We start from the raw sequence: 22,608 nt of genomic DNA on the forward strand, positions 1-22,608 counted from the left end.
CCTGATTGCAGGGAGGTCAAAACTGATTGCCGGCGGCTGCGTGCCACCGGCCTGAAATCCATTACACAGTCTGCGCTGTAAACGATCAGAGCTTGCAGGCACCGCTCTCGCAACCACTCATATCTTCATGCTGGTCGGTCGCACCATCACGGGTGTTATGGTAGTAGAGGGTTTTTACGCCATACTTGTAAGCGGTCAACAGGTCCTTCAGGAGCTGCTTCATCGGCACCTTATCACCCGGGAACTTAGAGGGATCATAATTAGTATTGGCCGAAATAGACTGATCGACAAACTTCTGCATAATACCCACCAGCTGGAGATAGCCCTCATTGGTTGGAATCTGCCACAGCAGCTCGTAATCATCTTTCAGCTCAGCGTATTCCGGTACCACCTGTTTCATGACACCATCTTTACTCGCCTTAACGCTGACATAACCCCGCGGAGGCTCAATACCGTTAGTCGAGTTAGTAATCTGAGATGAGGTTTCGCAAGGCATCAGCGCTGTCAGGGTGCTGTTTCGCAGGCCAAATTCGCGGATGTCCTCACGCAGTGTTTCCCAGAAATAGTGCAGAGGCTCATCACAGAACTCATCCACTTCACGCTTGTAGGTATCGGTTGGCAAAATCCCTTTGGCGTAATTGGTCTCCTTGAACAACTTACAGGGACCCTGCTCTTTCGCCAGCTGATTGGATGCTTTAAGCAGGTAGTACTGAATCGCTTCAAAGGTTTTGTGTACCAGACCATTAGCGGAACCGTCAGAATAACGGACGCCGTTTTTCGCCAGATAGTAGGCAAAGTTGGTGACGCCAACACCCAGTGTACGGCGGTTCATGGACGCGGTACGGGCCGCTTCAATCGGGTAATCCTGATAATCCAGCAGACTATCCAGTGCCCGCACGATCAGATCTGACAGGTTCTCCAGCTCATCCAGATTCTCCAGAGCCCCCAGGTTAAAGGCGGACAGAGTACACAGCGCAATCTCACCTTCAGGATCGTTAATATCATTGAGAGGCTTGGTTGGCAGGGCAATCTCAAGACATAGATTAGACTGCTTAACCGGTGCCACCTTAGCGTCAAACGGGCTATGGGTATTGCAGTGATCGACGTTCTGAATATAGATACGTCCGGTTGACGCGCGTTCGGATGCCAGAATACCAAACAGCTCAACCGCTTTAATGGTTTTCTTACGAATCGCTGGATCCTGTTCATACTGAACATAGAGACGTTCAAACTCGTCCTGATCAGCAAAGAAGGCATCGTAAAGTCCCGGCACTTCGTGAGGGCTGAACAGGGTAATATTTCCTCCCTTGATCAGTCGGGTATACATCAACTTGTTCAGCTGTACACCATAATCCAGATGGCGCACCCGGTTCTCTTCCACACCCCGGTTGTTCTTCAGTACCAGCAGTGATTCAACTTCGAGGTGCCAGAGTGGATAGAACAGTGTTGCTGCGCCACCACGAACACCGCCCTGAGAACAGGACTTAACCGCAGTCTGGAAATATTTATAAAACGGAATACAGCCGGTGTGGAACGCTTCACCGCCCCGGATAGGGCTGCCCAAAGCGCGGATGCGACCGGCGTTGATACCGATACCCGCCCGCTGGCTGACATATTTCACAATCGCACTGGCAGTAGCATTGATAGAATCCAGTGAGTCGCCGGATTCGATCAGCACACAGGAGCTGAACTGACGGGTCGGGGTGCGGACACCCGCCATAATCGGTGTTGGCAGTGACAATTTAAACAGTGAGCAGGCATCATAAAAACGCTTCACATACTCGAGTCGCGTCTCTTTCGGATAGTTGGCAAACAGACAGGCTGCGACCAGCATATAGAGGATCTGAGGACTCTCATAGATCTCGTGGGTTACCCGGTTCTGTACCAGATACTTGCCCTCTAGCTGTTTCACAGCAACATAGCTGAAGTTCATATCCCGACCATGGTCGATATAGTCATTCAGCTGATTAAATTCTGCTTCAGAGTAATCTTCTATCAGGTGTTTATCATAACGACCGGCATCAACCATCTTCGCTACATGGGTCAGAAGATGTGGCGGCTCAAAGCTATCAAAAGCTCGCTTACGCAGATGAAAAATCGCCAGACGGGCTGCCAGATACTGATAGTCCGGTGCATCCTCAGAGATAAGGTCTGCAGCAGATTTGATCAGCGTTTCATGGATATCGGCCGTTTTGATACCATCGTAAAACTGAATATGGGCTTTCAGTTCTACCTGCGAGACTGAGACATTCTGAAGGCCATGGGCGGCCCAGATAACGACTCGGTGAATTTTTTCAAGGTCCAGTTTTTCCTGACGACCATCCCGTTTCGTTACCAATATGTCCTGCATTTCGCTTTCCCAAGTTTGAAAAAATCAGATTTACGAAGGTTTCTTAACCGAACCTTTTCAGCGGCGGGACCGGGGATATTTCGCTTTAGCGTCCCTGACTCCCTGATGTTCACTCTATCCTGCTGGCAATGTGTGCCAGCACTTCATCTGCCACACTACATGTTGTGCGCGCCCGAAGATCAGGCACTAAATATAGTTATAAACAACTTAATTACAATACTTGATTTTGCCCTTTTATGAGTGTAGTCAAACGCTAAAAACAGGCCAGACGCCCGTGCCATCGGCGCTGCAGAATATTACTCAAAAATAAGAAAAATTTTAATTAAAAATGAAATCGTAATAAGTTTTGATAATTATAAAAAAGACCTCCCATGCTGCGAAAAAAGATTCGATATTACGCTTTACAGCGGGGTAACAAATCAATAGTATACGCGCTCCTTGTGGTGGGGTTCCCGAGTGGCCAAAGGGATCAGACTGTAAATCTGACGCGCGAGCTTCGGTGGTTCGAATCCACCCCCCACCACCATCGAATTCGATACGAAACAGCCTCGTTTACCAACGGGGCTTAATGAGATGGTTCCCCTCGCTTTTAACCAGCTATGCTGGAAAGGCGACGAAACCAACAAGGAGAACCATCTCATGTCTATCAAAGTCCTTGGAATCGATTTAGGCAAGTCTTCTTTTCATTTAATTGGTCGTGATTCTCACGATAAGCAAGTCTGCAAAAAGAAACTCTCTCGTCATCAGCTCATTACTTTTATAGCACAACTACCGCCATGCATTATTGCGTTTGAAGCATGCGGTGGCGCGCACTGGTTAGGCCGTCTCTGCATGAGTTATGGTCACGACGTCCGATTAATCCCGCCTCAATATGTTAAACCTTTTGTTAAAGGTAATAAAAACGACTTCATTGATGCGCAAGCGATTACTGAGGCGGCAGGTCGTCCGGATATGCGGTTTGTCGCAGTGAAGTCAGTTGACGCACAAAGTCAGGTAGTCGTACATCGAGTACGTGAAGGCTTCGTAGCGGAGCGCACAGCTTGTATGTCACGTATTGGCGCGCTGTTATTGGAATTCGGTTTATCCCTTCCACGTGGTCACTCAGCGATGAAAAAGCTGTTTTCATGGCTAAGCACACAAAAAGTTACACTATGCCCAGCCATCATAGGTGAGCTTCAAGTGATGCATGATCACTACCGCTACTTAAATGAGCAAATAGCCGAACAAGATATAAAAATCGTTAGGCAGGTTAAGCAAAGCAGTCGTTGCCAGCTACTAAAAACCGTTCCTGGTATTGGTGATATGACTGCAAGCCAATTAGCAGCAGAAGTGGGCAATGCTCATCAGTTTAAAAGCGGTCGAGAAATGGCTGCTTGGTTAGGGTTGGTGCCGCGGCAATATTCGACAGGAGGGAGGTCGAAGTTATTAGGTATTAGTAAGCGTGGAAATAAACGCCTTAGATGCTTATTAGTGCACGGAGCCAGAGCGATCCTATCACGATTGGATAACTATCGGGGGCCGATGTATGACTGGCTAAGAAAGCTGAGAGCAAGTAAATCATTTAATACGGTCTGTATTGCTCTGGCAAACAAGCTGTCACGAATAGCGTATGCTGTTTTAAGCAAGAATGAGCCTTACCAGTCACAGCAGGTTTAATCAGGTTTGCAATAACAGAGCGTGATGATGAAAAGGGTTGACCGTCCGGGTAGTAAACCTGTCACAAAAAACAGCTGTTATAAGCTGTCGGTTTTTTAAGGGCTATCTGGCGCGGATGCTCATCGTGGAGCAGGAATGAAACATTCCTAATTAAAGACTCCGAATACATTAGCGCAAAACCACCTCATGATCACAAATCTGTGTTGCAATCATGAGGGGAACCATACATTTTTGTGTCTGAAATTTATGCGCAGGGGGGTGGGTGAGAACCACCGACGTGGTTCGAGCCGAAGTGAGCCCGCGAACGAAGACAACGTTGCGTGCTTTTCCGCAACGGCCCGAAGGGGAATAATCCACCCCCCACCACCATCGAATTCGATACGAAACAGCCTCGTTTACCAACGGGGCTTTTTTGTGTCTGAAATTTATGCGCAGGGGGTGGGTGAGAACCGCCGACGTGGTTCGAGCCGAAGTGAGCCCGCGAACGAAGACAACGTTGCGTGCTTTTCCGCAACGGCCCAAAGGGGAATAATCCACCCCCCACCACCATCGAATTTGATACGAAACAGCCTCGTTTACTAACGGGGCTTTTTTGTGTCTGAAATTTATGCGCAGGGGGTGGGTGAGAACCACCGACGTGGTTCGAGCCGAAGTGAGCCCGCGAACGAAGACAACGTTGCGTGCTTTTCCGCAACGGCCCGAAGGGGAATAATCCACCCCCCACCACCATCGAATTCGATACGAAACAGCCTCGTTTACCAACGGGGCTTAATGAGATGGTTCCCCTCGCTTTTAACCAGCTATGCTGGAAAGGCGACGAAACCAACAAGGAGAACCATCTCATGTCTATCAAAGTCCTTGGAATCGATTTAGGCAAGTCTTCTTTTCATTTAATTGGTCGTGATTCTCACGATAAGCAAGTCTGCAAAAAGAAACTCTCTCGTCATCAGCTCATTACTTTTATAGCACAACTACCGCCATGCATTATTGCGTTTGAAGCATGCGGTGGCGCGCACTGGTTAGGCCGTCTCTGCATGAGTTATGGTCACGACGTCCGATTAATCCCGCCTCAATATGTTAAACCTTTTGTTAAAGGTAATAAAAACGACTTCATTGATGCGCAAGCGATTACTGAGGCGGCAGGTCGTCCGGATATGCGGTTTGTCGCAGTGAAGTCAGTTGACGCACAAAGTCAGGTAGTCGTACATCGAGTACGTGAAGGCTTCGTAGCGGAGCGCACAGCTTGTATGTCACGTATTGGCGCGCTGTTATTGGAATTCGGTTTATCCCTTCCACGTGGTCACTCAGCGATGAAAAAGCTGTTTTCATGGCTAAGCACACAAAAAGTTACACTATGCCCAGCCATCATAGGTGAGCTTCAAGTGATGCATGATCACTACCGCTACTTAAATGAGCAAATAGCCGAACAAGATATAAAAATCGTTAGGCAGGTTAAGCAAAGCAGTCGTTGCCAGCTACTAAAAACCGTTCCTGGTATTGGTGATATGACTGCAAGCCAATTAGCAGCAGAAGTGGGCAATGCTCATCAGTTTAAAAGCGGTCGAGAAATGGCTGCTTGGTTAGGGTTGGTGCCGCGGCAATATTCGACAGGAGGGAGGTCGAAGTTATTAGGTATTAGTAAGCGTGGAAATAAACGCCTTAGATGCTTATTAGTGCACGGAGCCAGAGCGATCCTATCACGATTGGATAACTATCGGGGGCCGATGTATGACTGGCTAAGAAAGCTGAGAGCAAGTAAATCATTTAATACGGTCTGTATTGCTCTGGCAAACAAGCTGTCACGAATAGCGTATGCTGTTTTAAGCAAGAATGAGCCTTACCAGTCACAGCAGGTTTAATCAGGTTTGCAATAACAGAGCGTGATGATGAAAAGGGTTGACCGTCCGGGTAGTAAACCTGTCACAAAAAACAGCTGTTATAAGCTGTCGGTTTTTTAAGGGCTATCTGGCGCGGATGCTCATCGTGGAGCAGGAATGAAACATTCCTAATTAAAGACTCCGAATACATTAGCGCAAAACCACCTCATGATCACAAATCTGTGTTGCAATCATGAGGGGAACCATACATTTTTGTGTCTGAAATTTATGCGCAGGGGGTGGGTGAGGACCACCGACGTGGTTCGAGTCGGAGTGAGCCCGCGAACGAAGACAATGCTGTGCGTGCTTTGCACAACGCTAATCTACCGCTTCGCTCAGTCCGCAGCAAAAACGCTACTTGCCAAACGCGACTTCGTTGCTTGCTCGCGGGCAGCTACCCAAGAAAACACAAGTCATACCGGCTTAACCTCTAGTCTCAGTTCTTAAAAAAACCGCCTTAAATCAATTACCCATAGAATATTTCACTCCCCCTCTGTACCTTGCCGTTATCCTGTGCCAATGTGTGGGAAAGATCTAATAGCACCCGGAGAATAACAATATGCCTTTGACAAACGATATTCAGGAAGAGATTAATATGCTGATTCGCTTTAGCCAGAGCAGCGATCATCAGGGTCTCAAGGTACATCAGGACACTGCCGCGCCGGAACTGGTTGAGGCCACTCAACGCCTGTTTGATAAAAAGCTCATCACGCTGTTTGATGGCGGCTATCTGACACCGCTTGGCCATGAAGCTGCAGATCAGGCTCACGCGCTGCTGAACATTCTCAACGCGCCTAAGTAAAATCAGCACTGATCCAGCAATTTAAGCCAAACCCTTAACTCCAAAATTTAATATAGCCACCGGGATAAAAACGCATCCATGCATCAGGCTGAAATCCTTATCGAAGATATCAATGTCTGGGAAACCCAGATGTTTACCGTGCAGAATCCACTGCACGGTGCTATCCGTGACCCTCTTCTGAAACTGATCTACCGCTTACGGGATAATCAGCAACAGGCCATCGAGAGCGAGGTTGCCCCGACAGCAAAACACGCGCTTTATGAGAGTTCCCTGGATCTGTTACAACACCCTGATCCGGTTATTTCAGAGCTACGGGAGTTTATTGAGGAGATGCTGATCACCGTTGCCAGTGCCGTTAATGAACCGTTCTGGCCTGAAGGCGCTCAGGCCAGGGCAGATATTGTTGAGTCCTGGTTTCATGTCACCGAAAACGGTGGTTATCATGACACCCATGCTCATCCGAACTGCTCCTGGTGTGGTATCTACTATGTAGATGCCGGAGAGTGCGATATCCAGAGTCGTAATGGCATCAACCGCTTCTACGACCCGCGCCACGGAGCTGATCAGTATCTTGATGCCGGTACAGCCTATCTCAACGGTACCGGCAGCTGGGACTTTGCTGCCGTTGAAGGCCAGGTGGTTATATTCCCCTCCTACCTTAAGCATGCTGCGATGCCCTATTTTGGTCAGAAAGACCGGGTGGTGATCGCGTTTAACAGTCAGATCCATTTTCAGGAATAAACACCAAGGCAGGTACCCCGGTGAAACACGTTCAGGTTTATGTAGACTCGCTTCGCTGGGGCATTAGTCCCGATACCCGCCACCGATTACCCAATCGTAGCAGACACTGAATCTGATTTCTTTAATAGCGGAACAATGATCAACGCCAGCAAGATGGACAATATCCATCCGGATATGAAACAGTATCAACCACTTGCACGCTCGATTCAGTCAATGGTACAGGGTATATTAAACGACTGACTGAACTTCTATCGTCATCACGGATCTGACCTGCAGGATTTCATCTTTTAGATACAGGATTTTCAATGTTTAACACGCTCAACTGTTTCTTCCGCAGCCCCTGGTACTGGCTTGCCATGATATTTGCCGGTATGACGATGGAGTGCATAGCGCTCTATTACCAGTATGTTCTCAACTATGGTCCCTGTGTACTCTGCATCCACGTACGCATCTGGGTGATGGCCTTTATTCTATTGGGAATCCTGGGGCTCCTTGGCCACAAAAGCCGACCCATGAATATTCTGATCAGTCTTCTGACCGTGGTTGCCGCTGTCGGGTTAACTGAACGCTCCTGGATGACCTTCGCGATCGAGCGCAACCTGATAGAAGGCAGTTGTACCATGGGTTCGGGCCTGCCAGACTGGTTTGCACTGGACCGGTGGTTCCCCGCAATGTTTGAGCCCTGGGAACTGTGCGGCTGGACCCCTGAACTGCTATTCGGTATTACCATGGCTGAAGCGCTGCTGGTAACCTCGGCGATCGCCGTGATAACCACACTGCTTGCAACGTTCTCCCTGTACAGAAAAGCTTAAAACCTTTGCTTAACAAAGCGGTACCTTATACTCTCAAACGATGTTGATGAACGCTGTCAGAGGGATCTGCCGAAACAAACGCCGGGCTAAGCTGGTAACAGGACCACCGCTAACCCGATCAGAAGAGAAATGAGGCGAAGCGCCCGGCCAACAAGCGGGCCCTTTACATCGATGAAAGACCCCAAAATCATCTTCTTTGGCCCGGTTGGCGCCGGCAAAACAACCGCTATCGCCACGATCACTAACAACACGTGTGCGACCACTGACGCGCGCATCTCTGATACAGGCCAGCGACGTAAAAGCAGAACGACAGTGGCAATGGATTATGCGCTGCTGGAAAGCGGTGGTAAACGGATTCACCTGTATGGCACTCCGGGGCAGGAGCGGTTTCGGTTTATGTGGGAGATGATTTCAACCGAACTGGCCCATGACTGTAGCGGTCACATCATGCTGCTGGATAACACCCGCAACCATCCCCGCAAAGACCTCGAGTTCTACCTGAATAATTTCACTATGTACAATCCGTCCACCCCTCTGGTTATTGGCGTTACCGGAAGTGATCTGGCGACGACCCCCACCCGGGCTGATTATGCAAGATGGCTTGCTGAACTGGAGATCAAAGCTCCGCTATTTTTTATCGACGCTCGCCGGACTGAAGATGTACAGCTACTGATTGACGAAATCCTGCAACCGGAAATACCCGAAAATGTTGCTGCTGATGATGACAGCCTGTGGCAAACGGAAGAGGAAATGAGTCTCGAGGAACTGTTTGCACCGGACAACCATTACGCGTTATTTACACCCGGACTGATTGATGAAGTTGAAAGCATCGACGCGGTAACCGGAACCGCTTTATTGAACTGCCAAAACCACCCCGAACATTCATCCCTGACATACTCTGAACTGAAAGCACTACAGGCGTTTACTGCCGGGATTCCCCCGGTTCGCCAGCGGATCGATAATCCTGGTTCTGTCGAAAGCTTCTCACTGAATACTCAGGGAGAGGGGTATTACCTGATTATGCTGGCTGACAACCAGACTTTAGGCGTTCACTGCAATGGGCAGCTAAGCCTGCTTTCCCTCAAGCAGGAGATCGATAACCGGTTACAGTGGTCTGACAGATTGGCTATACCGACAGCCTGATGCATAAGCTTATGTCGAGAATATCCAGCAAACACCACAGTTTCACCGCCCTTCCGATTGCACATTCAGGTCCGAATTCTGTACAATCCGTGACCATTTTTACTTTTTAATATAAGGATTGCGCAGTGCGTCTGGCAGAAATTGAAGCGATATCTCTGAATGTGGGCATCACAATCTTCGCCGCTTACGTTTTTTTTATCATCTATGATCTGGCGAAGAAATCAAATGCGGGCAAGTTTGGCACGGCGGTTCTGTTCTTTGCTCTGGGGCTGGGTCTGACGGCCTTTCTGGTAAAAACAGTCGTCGTCTACATGATGGAAGGCTGAGACTGATAATCCCTTTAACGGAAAGTCCGCCTGCCTGAGCCTCTCCCTCAGCACTCTCAGTTCTGTATTGTGTCGGCGGTAACGGGTTGCAGCAAAAAGTCGGGCATCTGCAGTGTGAATGCCCGCCCAAAGCCCAAAACTAAACGCCCCTGATCCGGCGTCAGGCGAAACAGTTTAAAATCCGGCAAGGTGAGCAACAGGTCCACAGTAGTGCCATGCTCCTCCCGGTACAGCGCCATGACCGGAGCATATTCAGTGGCGTCACGACGAACCTCACTGGCCTGACACTGCAGGGTAACCCGGTTTCGGGCAAACAGATTTCGACTCATCGCCTCATCCTCAATCAGCATCACACCGACTGCGGGCGAACGCATCAGGTTAAGCGTATGGCTGGCAAGCTCACTGACAAAAATATAGAGATCACCCTCACTTAAAACGAACGGTGAGTAGCTTGCTTCAGGCCCGTTCTTTCCCTGAGTTGCCAGCTGCAGTGTTTTGCTTGTTTGCAACAGGCGATTCAGCTGCTCCACCGCCTGATGGTCTACCTGCGACTCTGACATGTCAGCTTCTCCAACAGCTTTTATTAATTAATCTGACTGAATATAAATATACTCCATTGCCATACAGATTAACGTATAATTACCCGCGTATAAAACTGACAGGATTTGTGGATATGCAACAGAAAGTGGTTAAAGCCGGGGACATCTCAATCTCAAACGAGATGCCGATGGTTCTGTTTGGCGGCATGAATGTTTTGGAATCAAGAGACCTGGCGATGCAGATCGCAGAACATTATGTTGAAGTCACCAGCCGACTGAACATTCCCTATGTTTTTAAAGCCTCTTTCGATAAGGCCAATCGTTCATCGCTGACGTCTTTCCGCGGCCCCGGGCTGGATGAAGGCCTGAAAATTCTGCAGGAGATAAAAGAGACTTTTAACGTCCCGCTGATCACCGATGTTCACGAGCCCCATCAGGCAGCGCCCGTCGCACAAGTCTGCGATATCATCCAACTGCCGGCATTCCTCTCCCGTCAGACCGATTTGGTAAAGTCGATGGCAGAAACCGGTGCGGTTATTAATATCAAGAAAGCTCAGTTTCTTGCACCTCAGGAGATGAGACACATCCTCAATAAATGTGAAGAGGCGGGTAACAACAACCTGATTTTATGCGAGCGCGGCAGCAGCTTTGGCTATAACAATCTGGTTGTCGATATGCTGGGCTTCTCCATCATGAAAGAGATGGGCTACCCGGTGATGTTTGATGCAACGCATGCGCTGCAGATGCCGGGCGGAAGAAGTGACTCAGCCGATGGCCGCCGCGCACTGGTTGCCCAACTCTCCAGAGCGGGACTGGCACAAGGCATTGCCGGACTGTTCCTCGAGGCTCATCCGGATCCGAGTCAGGCAAAATGCGACGGCCCCTGTGCTTTGCCACTGGATAAACTAGAGCCTTATCTGGCCCAGATGAAAGCGGTTGACGAGCTGGTCAAAAGTTTCGAGCCACTGATTACTGAATAACTCCGTTGCGACCCCTGCAGGGGTCGCCAACATCACGTCCTTTACGCTTGCGGTGATATACCTGTCGTTTTGACAGCTATGAGCCTTAACTCTTTGTTAGTCATACTCTATTATCGTACAGAATCGTCAGGTTTTTCGATGAAGGGTGCATAGGAATGGCTATACCAAGCGATCTCATATACGACGGACTGGAACCGGGTCAGATCATTGGCCCGGATCATCACCAGTTCAAACTGACAAGCCAGTTTCAAACGAACCGGTTTGGCCAGCTGTGGTACGCAGAGGACCTGTCCACCAGCCGTTCGGTGCCTGTCACACTGCAGATATTTGACCCCGCGCTGTTAAGGCATCAGGGATTTATCGACTCAGCACAAAAACATATTGTCCTCAGCAAAAAATTCAAGCACCCGCACCTTGCAGAGTATTATGGCATGTTCCGGCATAAAGGCCTGCTGCTGTTCTTTGCCATTGAACTGATGGACGGGCTGACACTGGAAAAGCTGCTTACCAGTGGTCAGGCCAGTAAGCTCAAAGACAACCAGAAAAAGGGACTGCTGCAGCAACTTGCTACGGCAATAGACACTGCCCATGCCGGGGCCGGACAACCCCACAAAGGGATCTGTCCTGCATCGGTCTTTATCAATAAACAAGGGGGCGTGAAGCTGGCGAACTTTGCCTTCGATGAAGCGATGACAATCGCTGACGAGATGAGCAATACCCCCTCTTCCCATCTGGCCTATCAAGCCCCTGAATCATTTCACCCTAACCCGCTCACTATTGAAGCGGATATTTACGCCTTCGCCTGTATTGTCTACCACCTGCTAAGCGGCAAAGCGCCCTTTCAGGCCAGTGATGATGAATCAACCCGGGTCCGCAAGGAACTCAATAAGCCGGCCTCACTGAACCCTGAACAGTGGGATATTCTGCAGTCAGCTTTCGCTACCGACCCCGAACAACGCCCCCGCCAGGCCAGCCAGCTGTTCAAACAGATAATCGACGCTGGTGATAAAAAAGAGCGTCAGTCTGAAGAAGATATCCCCGAGCCGCTGCAGGAGGATGTGGCTGAACCACGCAAACTATGGATGTTAAGCGTACCCGACTGGGCCGTATCAGCACTGATCTTCATTTCTGGCTTTGCGCTTGGTTTCAGCATCGCCTTTTTCATCGGTTGGCAAAACACCGGCGAGGTTAAGACAGCCCTGGAGCAGACCCACACAGAGCTGCAAAAAGCTCGAGAAGATATTGCCGGCCTGCAACAAACACTACAGGCAGAACGTGAACAACGCTCTGCTGAAACCGGCACCTTACAGACTGAGCTGAAAAGTAAAACCGATGAAATCGATGCGCTACATAAAGAGCTGATGAGCGTTAAGTTTGCTGATCCGGACAAGCTAACCGTTTTCACCGACCAACTGGATGATGGCTTTAAAGGTCCTCAGATGATTATCATCCCCAGGGGCAGTTTCATCATGGGCGATCAGAAACTGGTCGGCGATGACAACGAGCTGCCCGCACATCAGGTGACCATCGGTCACAGGTTTGCCCTGTCACGGAACGAAGTGACCTTTAACGACTATGATTACTACGCCCGATCTATGGGGCGTCCGCTACCCGACGATGAAGGCTGGGGACGCGGTAACCGCCCGGTGATCAATGTCAGCTGGAAAGACGCAAAAGCCTATGTTCAGTGGCTGGGGCTGCTGACAGGTCAGCCTTACCGCCTGCCGACTGAAGCCGAGTGGGAGTATGTTGCCCGGGCAGGCACCGACACCAACTACTGGTGGGGTGATCAGTTTGAAGCGCAGCGTGCCGTCTGTGGCGAGTGTGGCACGGAGTGGGATGGCAAGAAAACAGCACCGGTGGCATCTTTCCCAGCAAATTCATGGGGCATTCATGATATGAGTGGTAATGTCGATGAATGGGTTGAGGACTGCTATCAGGACGCCTATTTCGGAGCACCCGAAGATGGTTCTGCGATGATAGAGGGTGACTGCGAATTCCGGGTTATGCGCGGAGGATCCTGGTTCGATATCGACCGGGTGATCCGCTCATCCAGCCGCTACCGCCATCTGCCGGACAGCAGCAAAAACAGCTGGGGATTCCGTATAGCACTCGACCTGCCCGATAAACCAACCGAGTAACAGTGATGCTTAAATTCCAGACCTCTGTCCGTCTATCCGCCGTAATGCCCGCACTGATTTTAAGTGCCCTGGCCAGTACAGCGCTACACGCCGCCCCACTGACCGTCGATTCTGAGAAACAAAAAGACCTGAGCATTACCCTTTACAATCAGAATCTGGGACTGGTAAGAGATGTCCGCAGCCTGCCCCGCATCAATCCGGGACAGACACTCTATATACGGGATGTCAGCCATCAGATTATGAGTCAGACCCTGCAGGTGGAGAATGCCGGTAAAATCCTCGAGCAGAACCTCAACAACAACCTTATCTCAGTGTACGCGCTGCTTAACGCCTATACCGGAAAGACGCTGCAACTGGCACGCTTTAACAGTGTCAGCGGCAGTGAAACAATCATCGATTCCGTGTTGCTGAGTTCTGATGGAAATCAGGCACTGGTTGAGTACCAGGGACGGGTAGAGACAGTCCCGGTCAACCAGCAGGGCTGGCGCTTTATCTTTCCATCATTACCGGAAGGTATGCAGGCCCGGCCAAGCCTCGAGATCCGCTCTGCGGGTACCCCACAATCCAGCGATGCAGTGCTGACCTACCTGACCTCGGGACTCAGCTGGCAGATGGATTACGCCCTGGTACTGAACAATAAAGGGGATCAGCTTAAGCTCGATGGCCTGGCAACGCTTATCAACAATACCGGTGTGGATTTCAAAAATAGTAAAGTGCTGCTGATGGCCGGTCAGGTAAATCAGCCACCCGCTCCTATGCTGCGCCAGAAAACCGCGATGCTGATGGCAGAATCGATGGCTGACAGCGGCTCACCTCAGGCATTCCAGGATTACCAACTCTATAAGCTGCCCCAGCGGGCCAGCCTGCTGAACGGACAGACCAAACAGGTCAGCCTGATCAGTTCTGACACAGTGGCGGCAGAGAAGAGTTATCACTATGCATTTCAGGTATACCCCACTCTTGACCGACAGACCTATGATCAGAAACCGGATATCAGGATCAGCTTTATCAACGGTCAGAAAGAGGGACTGGGATTTCCGCTGCCAGCTGGCACCGCCAGAGTCTTTAGTCCTGACGCAGAGGGACTCAAGCATTTTATTGGCAGCGCTAATATTCAAAACAGCAGTAAGGGCCAGAAAGTTAACCTGCCGGTTGGCAAAGCATTCGATCTGACAATTAAACGGCAACAGACGCTGTTTGAGAAAAACTACGATAGCTTCCTGAACGGTTATGAACTGCAACTGAGCAACAGTAGCGACCAGACCAAACAGATTGAGATAACCGCTAATTTCCATCAGGACTGGAAAGTAACTGAGAGCAACCAGCCATATACCCGGGTAAACGCCAGCCAGCTGCGCTGGACAATCAGCTTACCAGCAGAAAGTTCTACCCAGCTGAAATTTAAAACTGAACTTAAAAGCCTGCAGAAGAAAAACTAACGCTCATTTATTCTGCGCCCCGGCAAACCGTGCCGGGGCCTGGAAGACTCAATTATCAACACAGCCACTCTGCAGATAAGCCATAGCACGTCTCAACAGCCGACTGTTTAGTCGCGGTCCGCGTCGAGCAGATCAAGCCAATAGGCGGCATCAGTATCAGATTTTTTCTGCTCCAGTTCACCTTTATTGCAAATATCAACCATCCGCCTGAGCGCCAGGATATGCCCTGATTCAGCGGCCTGACGATAATACTTAACCGCCTTTGCCGGATCGGCCGGGTAGTTCTGATACCCCACCTCAAATATTTTGCCCATCTGATAAGCCGCTTTACTGTCGCCCTTATCAGCCGCCCGCTGCAGATAGATCAATCCCTGTATCCGGTTGTTGATGCCCTCGCCCCGGAAGTGCAGCAGATGCCCATAAACAGACAGGGCGCGAACACTTCCATAATCAGCAGCATAGCGAAACAGCTTCATTACAAACCTGTGTTTTGCCTCAGACCTTTTCAGTACTGGCAGATGAAACAGCCGGAAAGCGATCCAGCCCAGCAGCGGAGCGATCAATGTCATAAAAAAACGCATCAGAATACCTTAGCTGAGAGATGATTAACCCGGACACAGTATCAGAATTTTCTCATATTAAAACCGCTTAACGCTAAGGTTTAACATGCCCGCTATACAGGCATCGCTTCTGCAAGTGTAGTTGATCGACCTCTTGCTGTTTTATACTCACAACACATACGGTAAACAGAGGCGTTACAACCCCGGATAAACGGTCTGAGTCTATCACTTGCTATAAACGAATTATTGCGCTTAAATCAGTTACAGTTTGGCTATAGAAATACATTTTTTAATAGCTTAAAAGAATATATTTAAACCGTAATAAAACCTTAAGTACGGTCGAAAGAGTCTTAAACAGGGGCCTCTGCGACCGGTTATTTTTCAGTCGTTACAGGTACTCACATGAAAACATTTGAAGATAATTCACTGACGATCGGTGAAACCCCTCTGGTTCACCTGAACAGAATTGCACCTGGAAAGAGAATCTACGCCAAGCTGGAAAGCCGTAATCCGGCAGGCTCTGTTAAATGCCGTATCGGGGCGAACATGATCTGGGCTGCTGAGGAAAATGGTACGCTGAAACCCGGCATGACGCTGGTTGAACCGACATCGGGTAACACCGGTGTTGCTCTGGCTTTTGTGGCGGCCTCGCGGGGCTATAAGCTAACCCTGACAATGCCCTCTTCTATGAGTCTTGAACGTCGTAAACTGATGAAAGCACTGGGGGCTGAAATTGTCCTGACCGAACCTGCCAAGGGCATGAAAGGTGCGATTGAAAAAGCTCAGGAAATCGTCAACAGCGATCCTCAAAGTCACCTGATGCTGCAACAGTTTGAAAACCCGGCAAACCCTGATATCCATGAGAAAACCACCGGACCGGAGATCTGGAACGATACCGATGGCCTGATCGATATTCTGGTTGCCGGTGTGGGTACTGGCGGAACCATCAGTGGGGTATCACGCTTTATCAAACAGCAAAAAGGTAAAGCGATCACAGCTGTTGCCGTTGAGCCTACCGCATCTCCGATTATCACTCAGACACTAAACGGTGAAGAGCTCAAGCCCTCTCCGCACAAGATTCAGGGCATCGGGGCGGGTTTCGTGCCCAAAAACCTTGACCTGTCTATGGTTGATCAGGTTGAGCAGGTTTCCAATGAAGATGCGATTGAGGTGGCTCGCCAGCTCATGCTGCAAGAAGGTATTCTGGCGGGCATCTCCTGCGGCGCAGCTCTTAGCGCAGCGATGAAGGTTGCCGAGCAGCCCGGAAATGCCGACAAAATGATCGTTGTCATTCTCCCTGACTCGGGCGAGCGCTACCTCTCTACGCCCCTGTTTGAAGGGATGTTCAGCGATAATGAGTTAGTTCAGTAGTGCTGCAAAGCTAAAACGAAAAAACCGGGCCTGGCCCGGTTTTTTTCTTAACTACATCGGATGATATTCAGGACACCATTCTCCGAATCTCATCATGACTTGGAAACTTTGGCAGGTGATCAACAAAAACTTTACCATTGCTCAGTTTCTTCACGGTGTACCAACGCGCTTTACGCTCATCACCTTTGAAGTGGCCATCCACCTCAAAGTTTTCACCATCTACGCCCAGTACTGCAATCGTTCTTTTTATCGCCTCATTTTGCATAGTCGGCTCCGCTTTCTTATATTTGCACTCTGCTTTTTATGCAGACCCTGCTTGCGCCCGTCTTCGCAGGCTACAATGTCTGGAACTGCTACTAATATCTCCGGAATTTTCCAATCCCTTAAGTTTAGTCTATTGGATCAATTTGACAAATCAGTGACGTTTTTCAGTCGCTCCTGTTACAGCAGGAATCAGGCCTGCTTTTCCAGCCACTGCGGTGAGGGTGCAAAGAAAGCCTGACCGGTAACCGCCGACGTAAAGTCCATCAGATGATCATGGTGACCCGCACTGTCTCCCAAAACCATACTTTCCAGCATTTTCGTAAAAGGCTCAGGAGAACGGCAGTAAGAGACAAACACCAACCCTTTTCGACTCAGGTTGCCATAGGGCATGCTATGCCGCAAAATCTCAATTGAACGCCCCTCAGTGTCCTTCAATGAGACCCGTTTGGTATGCGCAAAGGCGGCTTTATCTGCGCTGGCATATTCACGATTTTCCTCTTTGGTCCGACCCAGAATATCCTCCTGCTGTTTAACCGTGATCTGGTTCCAGGCTTTCAGATCATGCTCATACCGCTGTAGGTGTATATAACTGCCGCCGCTAAAAGCGGGATCTTCGTCTCCCACCAGTGCAACCTCTGCCCGGTGATCGCCTTCAGGATTTTCCGTACCATCGACAAAGCCGGTCAGATCTCTGCTGTCGAGATAGCGAAAGCCGTGTATCTCTTCAGCCAGAGTCACATCATCACCCAGCTTTTCGGTAAGCAACACAGCGGCTTCGTAGTTAAGATCATGACGCTCAGAACGGATATGCAGCAACAGATCAACCGGGGTATGTGGCATGTTTATCGCGCCGCTGCTCAAAGCGGGAAAAGCGGTTAACTGCGCAGGTCTTTGCTCCGGGCTGAGCTGATCCCAGTATTCACTGCCGATGGCAACAGTGATGTGCATATCGGCATCAGGATATTGCCGTCTGAACTTCAGCTCAGTGGCGGGAATTTCAGCGAGAATCCGGCGCAGCTTGCCACTGGCCTCGTGTGTGCGGGCAATTTTGAGGGTAATAAACAGGGCATCAGCGTTAGCTTCGGCCGTAATACCAGACTGAAAACGGGTCATAACGAACTCCATATCGTGTAAAACTCAATACCGTAAATAGATTTGGCAACTGAATTAAGCTTAACGCTTATAACGACCGGATTAAACTCGTGATTAAGGCTTTCTGACAAGATAAAGGCAGGGTGAAACTAGCGGTATAAAACCTCACAACCATATTTCAGTTCCAGCGGCAGACGCTCTTTACGGGTCATGCCTTTTACTACCAGTCCGTAAGAGCGGTCAATCATCCTCTCCAATTCTCCCGCAGGGATACTTCCATCAAGCACAACCGTATTCCAGTGACGCTTATTCATATGATATCCGGGCAGAACTGCAGTGAATATATCCCGCAGCATCTGCGCTTCTGCAGGGTCACACTTAAGATTCATTCTCGCGACACCCTCTTCAACGGAGAGCGTCGCAAACATCTTATTGTGCACTTTCATAACCGCAATATGGGGATAAAAGGGGAAATCCTCCCAGGCTTCCGGACGACTGAGCATATAATTGCGGGCTGTCTGGTAATCCATAAGTATCTCTGTCCGAACCGCTATTCGCCGATTGCCACCGGCCGCTGCGGATCTCGAATCCATTCACTCCAGGAACCCGGATAGACTTTCGAACCTTTAAGTCCGGCATGTTCCATCGCTAGCTGATTGTGGCAGGCTGTCACCCCCGAACCGCAATAATGTGCGACCTGATGCGGCCGATAATCCCCTATAAAGCTGAGCCACTCCTGTTGTAGCTGCCCGGTGGTTTTAAACAGACCATCGTTTGTCAGGTTCAGCTGTAGTGGCCGGTTAACCGCCCCGGGAATATGCCCTGCAACCGGGTCGATCGGTTCCTGTTCACCCCGGTAACGCTCTGCGGTCCGGGCATCAATCAGCAACCCCGCCGCAGTAAACCCTTCAACCTGCTCAAGGGAAAGGATCAGAACCGGGTCCGGAGCCGCGTCAAAATTACCCGTTAACGGAGATGGCAGCTGGTCACTGACGGACAGCCCCGAGGCGAGCCAGGCGGGATAACCCCCATCCAGTACGGCGACCTGCCGGTGCCCCAGCAAGCGCAGCAACCACCAGGCACGTGCCGCCATGGCACCACCGCAGTCGTCATAGACCACAACCTGAGTCTCGCTACTCACACCACGGGCACGTAACGCCGCACAGAGCACTGCAAAGTCAGGCAGAGGATGACGACCACTGTCAGGGGTGACCGGTGATGAAAGGTCAGTATCGAGATTGAGGTAGCCGGCCCCCGGAATATGCCCTTCCCGGTAGACCTGCTCACCCTTCCCGGGTGCCGTGAGATAGGCACGGCAGTCCAGCACAACCGTTGCAGAATGCCCGGGCAGTAGCAGATGTTCCAGTTGAGCAACCGAGATCAGTGTCGTAAACATCCGTAACTCTCCGTGGTCTGTGTCATTCAGAAGCCGCTAGCGCCGGCTAGTCTTCAACAACCGGCGACCCTCAATTTAACTTACACCAGCAGCGCGGCAAGCTCATCGCGCAACAGGTCCAGTTCGTTCTGAGCTTTCTGCTTCGCTTTTTTCTTCAGTGACTCAACTTCAGCCTCTTTTTCTGCGATCAGCAGTTTTGCCTCAGCAGAGCTATCATCTGCATTACTGACCCGCTCCAACAAAGGCTTCAGTTGCATCAGAATCGCCCGGCGACGCCCCTCTTCTGCCCGGGCAATCTGCTCAGCAGACTGCTCTTTCTCTTTTTTCTCTTCCGCCTGAACAGTGGAGTTACCCTGCCAGGTCAGGGGACGGATACCGACCGCGTTGCGAACCTGCTCCAGAAAGGGCGCCGCATAGCTGCGGGCTTTATCCGCGCCCTTATGCAATTGCTGCTCAACATAGGCCAGATCATGCATCAGGTGGTTATACTCTTCACGGGGCTTAGCCAGATAGCTGTCGAGATACTCAAACAACTCCTTCTTCGCGTCTCCCCAGCCAATACCATTGGCAAATTTTGTCCGCATCTGCGCCTGTTCTGCCGCTGTCGCGAAGTTAGCATAGAGCTGGAAGATAGTGCTGCTGTCCGCATCTTTTGGCTCACCCGGCTCCCGGGTATCGGTCTTGATCTGCTTAATCAGCTTGTACAGTTCATCAGAAGAGCTGAACAACGGAATCGTATTATCATAGCTCTTCGACATCTTCCGGCCATCCAGCCCCGGAATCAGCTGAGTCTGCTCATCCACCTGAGCTTCTGGCAGATTAAACAGTGAACCATAAGTGTGATTAAAGCGGCCGGCAATATCACGCGCCATTTCGATATGCTGAATCTGGTCTTTACCGACAGGAATGATATCGGCATTAAACATCAGAATATCGGCGGCCATCAGAATCGGATAGCTGAACAGTCCCATGGTGACGTCATCATCATCCTGACGTCCCGCTTCACGGTTAGCATCGACAGACGCCTTGTAAGCGTGGGAACGGTTCATCAGACCTTTAGAGGTCATGCAGGTAAGAATCCAGGTCAGCTCAGTAATCTCAGGTATATCGGTCTGACGGTAGAAGGTCGCCTTATCGGTATCCAGTCCCAGCGCCAGCCAGGTTGCTGCGATCTCGCGGGTTGAACGGGCTACCCGGTCAGGATCATGACATTTAATCAGGGCATGGAAGTCAGCGAGAAAGAAGTAACTGTTATTATTACTGTTGAGGCTGGCCTCAATCGCGGGCTTAATTGCGCCCAGATAGTTACCAATATGTGGGGTACCGGTGGTTGTAATACCGGTCAGAACGGTCTGCTTAGTCATCTGATTATCTTTTTACTGAAAGCTAACGAAAATTGCGCTCTATAATACAAGAAAATTGAGCCTCTGGCCTGCGTAATCAAAGCAGAAGTGATGACAAGGGTTTTTTCAGACAGTGATCAGTGGTACAAATAGCCATCTCTTATGTAAGGAATCACTATGTCTTCGCTTATCCCCTCTTTTATTGTTCTGGGTTCATTGCTGATAACGCTGGTTATCCTGATACGACGCGCACCCAATCGTAAACCCGCAACAATCGTCAACAGTGTCATTATGAGCGCACTTTGCTTTGTCGGCGGTATGCTGGTCTCGGCGATGTATACCCGCGCAGTCGGGAACGAAAATTCAAATCCTTTTATCATAGCGGTTCTGGTGGCTATCGGTACTTTTGGAGCACTGGCAATCTATATCAAGCTGGATGAAAAAAAGAAACTGAAGCAACAACAGGGCAATAACGACTAAACATCAGTACTATCATCTCGGATCCCGGGCAGCCAAAACGTTCTGAGCCAACGCTTTGACAAAGCCGCTATCCTGACCAAAACTTAATGGACAGAATGTCTTTTATGGAGGCCGCGATGGACAGATCAATGCATACGATGAATGCCCTGTTTGAGCAGCTGGGAATGCCCGGTGATGATTCATATATCGATCAGTTTATCCGCACCCACACCCTGTTCAGTCAGAATGTTAAGCTCTCGGAAGCAACATTCTGGACACCTAGTCAGGCAAGTTTTATCAGAGAGTGCCTTGAAACCGATTCAGACTGGTGTGAGGTCGTGGATGATCTGAATACACGACTTCACTCCTGACTATCAGGCTGATAGGGATAACTAATCAGGCCAGCCCTTTCCAGGGCTGGCCTTTTTAGTTTAGGATCAGAGCATTATCAGAAAACGACACACAAATACTATGCTACTGGTTATCTCCCCTGCTAAAAATCTCGATTACGATACTCCGGCCACGACCGACCGTTATACAATGCCGCAGCATCTGGATCATTCCGAAAACCTGATTCAGTCGCTGCGCGAATACTCGGTTCAGGATATTGCTGAACTGATGAAACTAAGCGACAAACTCTCGGCCCTTAACGTTGCCCGTTATGAGAGCTGGTCTCAGCCATTTACCACAGAAAATGCCAAACAGGCGGTTCTGGCATTTAATGGTGATGTCTATAGCGGACTAAATGCTGAAGATTTCAGCGAAGCGGAGCTGGATTTTACCCAGCAGCACCTGCGCATTCTCTCGGGTCTCTATGGCGTTCTCAAACCATTGGATCTGATGCAGCCCTACCGGCTGGAGATGGGAACCAAGCTGGCTAACAGCCGGGGCAAAGATCTGTACGGGTTCTGGGGCAATATCGTGACTGATGATCTGAATCAGACACTGGCAAACAACGATGAACCGGTATTGGTTAACCTCGCCTCCAATGAGTATTTCAAATCGGTTAAGCCTAAAGCGCTGAACGGCCGAATCATCACACCGGTGTTTAAAGACTGGAAAAATGGTCAGTACAAGATCATCAGTTTCTTTGCGAAAAAAGCCCGGGGACTGATGTGCCGCTATGCGATCAAAAACCAGATCACCGATGCTGAACAGCTAAAGAACTTCGATCTGGCCGGTTATCAGTATGATGACAGCCAGTCTAAAGGGGATACCTGGGTGTTTACCCGCAGGGAAAGTTGAGCTTTTCCCTGCCGAAATGCGCTTTTAACCCATAAAAAAACGCTGCCATCCGCAGCGTTTTTTATGTCTGTA

General features: G+C 49.9%; 22 protein-coding genes, 1 tRNA gene and 3 other RNA genes. 18 read left to right on the plus strand and 8 right to left on the minus strand.

Features of this window, described 5'->3' with window-relative positions; all coding sequences use genetic code 11:
* Positions 1 to 85 precede the first annotated feature (85 nt).
* The gene (gene nrdA / locus KDX31_13365; protein UTW02342.1) at positions 86 to 2,350 is read right to left on the minus strand and encodes a ribonucleoside-diphosphate reductase subunit alpha; all 2,265 of its coding nucleotides are present in this window, start codon (positions 2,348 to 2,350) and stop codon (positions 86 to 88) included.
* 442 nt (positions 2,351 to 2,792) lie between these two features.
* Between nrdA and KDX31_13370 the strand changes: the two genes are divergently transcribed.
* The 11 genes from KDX31_13370 to KDX31_13420 all read left to right on the plus strand — a co-directional run bounded on the left by KDX31_13370 (position 2,793) and on the right by KDX31_13420 (position 9,707).
* Positions 2,793 to 2,876: transfer RNA gene (locus KDX31_13370), tRNA-Tyr, on the plus strand.
* Positions 2,877 to 2,989: 113 nt separating this feature from the next.
* On the plus strand, positions 2,990 to 4,006 hold the full coding sequence (locus KDX31_13375; protein UTW02343.1) for an IS110 family transposase: 1,017 nt from the start codon (positions 2,990 to 2,992) through the stop codon (positions 4,004 to 4,006).
* A 241-nt stretch (positions 4,007 to 4,247) separates the two neighbouring features.
* A non-coding RNA gene (locus KDX31_13380) (RtT sRNA) lies at positions 4,248 to 4,375 on the plus strand.
* Between the two features lie 52 nt (positions 4,376 to 4,427).
* Positions 4,428 to 4,555: non-coding RNA, RtT sRNA (locus tag KDX31_13385), on the plus strand.
* A 52-nt stretch (positions 4,556 to 4,607) separates the two neighbouring features.
* Positions 4,608 to 4,735, plus strand: a non-coding RNA gene (locus KDX31_13390) — RtT sRNA.
* 113 nt (positions 4,736 to 4,848) lie between these two features.
* Positions 4,849 to 5,865 carry an IS110 family transposase gene (locus tag KDX31_13395; protein ID UTW02344.1) on the plus strand — a complete coding sequence of 339 codons (1,017 nt, stop codon included), beginning with the start codon at positions 4,849 to 4,851 and terminating at the stop codon, positions 5,863 to 5,865.
* A 577-nt stretch (positions 5,866 to 6,442) separates the two neighbouring features.
* Complete coding sequence (locus tag KDX31_13400; protein UTW02345.1) at positions 6,443 to 6,685, plus strand: TIGR02647 family protein; 243 nt, start codon at positions 6,443 to 6,445, stop codon at positions 6,683 to 6,685.
* A 78-nt stretch (positions 6,686 to 6,763) separates the two neighbouring features.
* Positions 6,764 to 7,426: a 2OG-Fe(II) oxygenase family protein gene (locus KDX31_13405; protein UTW02346.1), complete on the plus strand. Its 663-nt coding sequence runs from the start codon at positions 6,764 to 6,766 to the stop codon at positions 7,424 to 7,426.
* Positions 7,427 to 7,731: 305 nt separating this feature from the next.
* Positions 7,732 to 8,238 (plus strand): disulfide bond formation protein B, encoded by a 507-nt coding sequence (locus tag KDX31_13410; protein UTW02347.1) that lies wholly within the window; start codon positions 7,732 to 7,734, stop codon positions 8,236 to 8,238.
* Positions 8,239 to 8,409: 171 nt separating this feature from the next.
* Positions 8,410 to 9,381, plus strand: a complete 972-nt coding sequence (locus KDX31_13415; protein UTW02348.1) for an ATP/GTP-binding protein — start codon at positions 8,410 to 8,412, stop codon at positions 9,379 to 9,381.
* A gap of 125 nt (positions 9,382 to 9,506) precedes the next feature.
* Positions 9,507 to 9,707: a DUF2788 domain-containing protein gene (locus KDX31_13420; protein UTW02349.1), complete on the plus strand. Its 201-nt coding sequence runs from the start codon at positions 9,507 to 9,509 to the stop codon at positions 9,705 to 9,707.
* 56 nt (positions 9,708 to 9,763) lie between these two features.
* Here the strand turns inward: KDX31_13420 and KDX31_13425 are convergent, their stop codons facing one another.
* Positions 9,764 to 10,267 (minus strand): pyridoxamine 5'-phosphate oxidase family protein, encoded by a 504-nt coding sequence (locus tag KDX31_13425; GenBank protein ID UTW02350.1) that lies wholly within the window; start codon positions 10,265 to 10,267, stop codon positions 9,764 to 9,766.
* 113 nt (positions 10,268 to 10,380) lie between these two features.
* Here KDX31_13425 and kdsA point away from each other — a divergent pair, with 113 nt between their 5' ends.
* The 3 genes from kdsA to KDX31_13440 all read left to right on the plus strand — a co-directional run bounded on the left by kdsA (position 10,381) and on the right by KDX31_13440 (position 14,806).
* On the plus strand, positions 10,381 to 11,226 hold the full coding sequence (kdsA, locus tag KDX31_13430) for a 3-deoxy-8-phosphooctulonate synthase (GenBank protein ID UTW02351.1): 846 nt from the start codon (positions 10,381 to 10,383) through the stop codon (positions 11,224 to 11,226).
* Positions 11,227 to 11,381: 155 nt separating this feature from the next.
* Positions 11,382 to 13,367, plus strand: coding sequence for an SUMF1/EgtB/PvdO family nonheme iron enzyme (locus tag KDX31_13435; protein UTW02352.1), 1,986 nt, complete (start codon positions 11,382 to 11,384; stop codon positions 13,365 to 13,367).
* Between the two features lie 5 nt (positions 13,368 to 13,372).
* Positions 13,373 to 14,806, plus strand: a complete 1,434-nt coding sequence (locus KDX31_13440; protein UTW02353.1) for a DUF4139 domain-containing protein — start codon at positions 13,373 to 13,375, stop codon at positions 14,804 to 14,806.
* Between the two features lie 107 nt (positions 14,807 to 14,913).
* Here KDX31_13440 and KDX31_13445 read toward each other — a convergent pair whose 3' ends face one another.
* Positions 14,914 to 15,387, minus strand: coding sequence for a sel1 repeat family protein (locus tag KDX31_13445; GenBank protein ID UTW02354.1), 474 nt, complete (start codon positions 15,385 to 15,387; stop codon positions 14,914 to 14,916).
* 381 nt (positions 15,388 to 15,768) lie between these two features.
* On the opposite strand from KDX31_13445, the gene cysK reads away from it, so the two are divergent.
* Positions 15,769 to 16,737, plus strand: coding sequence for a cysteine synthase A (gene cysK / locus KDX31_13450; GenBank protein ID UTW02355.1), 969 nt, complete (start codon positions 15,769 to 15,771; stop codon positions 16,735 to 16,737).
* A 67-nt stretch (positions 16,738 to 16,804) separates the two neighbouring features.
* Here the strand turns inward: cysK and KDX31_13455 are convergent, their stop codons facing one another.
* The 5 genes from KDX31_13455 to KDX31_13475 form a co-directional block, all read right to left on the minus strand.
* Positions 16,805 to 17,002: a hypothetical protein gene (locus KDX31_13455; GenBank protein UTW02356.1), complete on the minus strand. Its 198-nt coding sequence runs from the start codon at positions 17,000 to 17,002 to the stop codon at positions 16,805 to 16,807.
* A 188-nt stretch (positions 17,003 to 17,190) separates the two neighbouring features.
* On the minus strand, positions 17,191 to 18,126 hold the full coding sequence (locus KDX31_13460) for a Dyp-type peroxidase (protein UTW02357.1): 936 nt from the start codon (positions 18,124 to 18,126) through the stop codon (positions 17,191 to 17,193).
* 116 nt (positions 18,127 to 18,242) lie between these two features.
* Positions 18,243 to 18,623 (minus strand): MmcQ/YjbR family DNA-binding protein, encoded by a 381-nt coding sequence (locus tag KDX31_13465; GenBank protein UTW02358.1) that lies wholly within the window; start codon positions 18,621 to 18,623, stop codon positions 18,243 to 18,245.
* 20 nt (positions 18,624 to 18,643) lie between these two features.
* The gene (locus KDX31_13470) at positions 18,644 to 19,489 is read right to left on the minus strand and encodes a sulfurtransferase (protein UTW02359.1); all 846 of its coding nucleotides are present in this window, start codon (positions 19,487 to 19,489) and stop codon (positions 18,644 to 18,646) included.
* 80 nt (positions 19,490 to 19,569) lie between these two features.
* Entirely contained in the window at positions 19,570 to 20,853 is a 1,284-nt protein-coding gene (locus KDX31_13475; protein UTW02360.1) for a tryptophan--tRNA ligase, read from the minus strand.
* Positions 20,854 to 21,009: 156 nt separating this feature from the next.
* Here KDX31_13475 and KDX31_13480 point away from each other — a divergent pair, with 156 nt between their 5' ends.
* From KDX31_13480 to yaaA, 3 genes are all read left to right on the plus strand, one after another.
* Positions 21,010 to 21,312 (plus strand): hypothetical protein, encoded by a 303-nt coding sequence (locus KDX31_13480; GenBank protein ID UTW02361.1) that lies wholly within the window; start codon positions 21,010 to 21,012, stop codon positions 21,310 to 21,312.
* A 116-nt stretch (positions 21,313 to 21,428) separates the two neighbouring features.
* The gene (locus tag KDX31_13485) at positions 21,429 to 21,662 is read left to right on the plus strand and encodes a DUF2789 domain-containing protein (GenBank protein ID UTW02362.1); all 234 of its coding nucleotides are present in this window, start codon (positions 21,429 to 21,431) and stop codon (positions 21,660 to 21,662) included.
* Between the two features lie 100 nt (positions 21,663 to 21,762).
* A complete protein-coding gene (gene yaaA, locus KDX31_13490; GenBank protein UTW02363.1) occupies positions 21,763 to 22,536 on the plus strand; it encodes a peroxide stress protein YaaA in 774 nt (257 codons plus the stop codon).
* Positions 22,537 to 22,608: the final 72 nt, after the last annotated feature.

It is taken from the genome of Amphritea atlantica, from assembly GCA_024397875.1.
In the GTDB taxonomy this organism is placed as follows: Bacteria; Pseudomonadota; Gammaproteobacteria; order Pseudomonadales; family Balneatricaceae; genus Amphritea; species Amphritea atlantica_B.

Coding starts and splice junctions, on each gene's coding strand:
- nrdA (UTW02342.1), bottom strand. CDS start 2,350: ATGCAGGACATATTGGTAACGAAACGGGATGGTCGTCAGGAAAAACTG.
- KDX31_13375 (UTW02343.1), top strand. CDS start 2,990: ATGTCTATCAAAGTCCTTGGAATCGATTTAGGCAAGTCTTCTTTTCAT.
- KDX31_13395 (UTW02344.1), top strand. CDS start 4,849: ATGTCTATCAAAGTCCTTGGAATCGATTTAGGCAAGTCTTCTTTTCAT.
- KDX31_13400 (UTW02345.1), top strand. CDS start 6,443: ATGCCTTTGACAAACGATATTCAGGAAGAGATTAATATGCTGATTCGC.
- KDX31_13405 (UTW02346.1), top strand. CDS start 6,764: ATGCATCAGGCTGAAATCCTTATCGAAGATATCAATGTCTGGGAAACC.
- KDX31_13410 (UTW02347.1), top strand. CDS start 7,732: ATGTTTAACACGCTCAACTGTTTCTTCCGCAGCCCCTGGTACTGGCTT.
- KDX31_13415 (UTW02348.1), top strand. CDS start 8,410: ATGAAAGACCCCAAAATCATCTTCTTTGGCCCGGTTGGCGCCGGCAAA.
- KDX31_13425 (UTW02350.1), bottom strand. CDS start 10,267: ATGTCAGAGTCGCAGGTAGACCATCAGGCGGTGGAGCAGCTGAATCGC.
- kdsA (UTW02351.1), top strand. CDS start 10,381: ATGCAACAGAAAGTGGTTAAAGCCGGGGACATCTCAATCTCAAACGAG.
- KDX31_13435 (UTW02352.1), top strand. CDS start 11,382: ATGGCTATACCAAGCGATCTCATATACGACGGACTGGAACCGGGTCAG.
- KDX31_13440 (UTW02353.1), top strand. CDS start 13,373: ATGCTTAAATTCCAGACCTCTGTCCGTCTATCCGCCGTAATGCCCGCA.
- KDX31_13445 (UTW02354.1), bottom strand. CDS start 15,387: ATGCGTTTTTTTATGACATTGATCGCTCCGCTGCTGGGCTGGATCGCT.
- cysK (UTW02355.1), top strand. CDS start 15,769: ATGAAAACATTTGAAGATAATTCACTGACGATCGGTGAAACCCCTCTG.
- KDX31_13455 (UTW02356.1), bottom strand. CDS start 17,002: ATGCAAAATGAGGCGATAAAAAGAACGATTGCAGTACTGGGCGTAGAT.
- KDX31_13460 (UTW02357.1), bottom strand. CDS start 18,126: ATGGAGTTCGTTATGACCCGTTTTCAGTCTGGTATTACGGCCGAAGCT.
- KDX31_13465 (UTW02358.1), bottom strand. CDS start 18,623: ATGGATTACCAGACAGCCCGCAATTATATGCTCAGTCGTCCGGAAGCC.
- KDX31_13470 (UTW02359.1), bottom strand. CDS start 19,489: ATGTTTACGACACTGATCTCGGTTGCTCAACTGGAACATCTGCTACTG.
- KDX31_13475 (UTW02360.1), bottom strand. CDS start 20,853: ATGACTAAGCAGACCGTTCTGACCGGTATTACAACCACCGGTACCCCA.
- KDX31_13480 (UTW02361.1), top strand. CDS start 21,010: ATGTCTTCGCTTATCCCCTCTTTTATTGTTCTGGGTTCATTGCTGATA.
- KDX31_13485 (UTW02362.1), top strand. CDS start 21,429: ATGGACAGATCAATGCATACGATGAATGCCCTGTTTGAGCAGCTGGGA.
- yaaA (UTW02363.1), top strand. CDS start 21,763: ATGCTACTGGTTATCTCCCCTGCTAAAAATCTCGATTACGATACTCCG.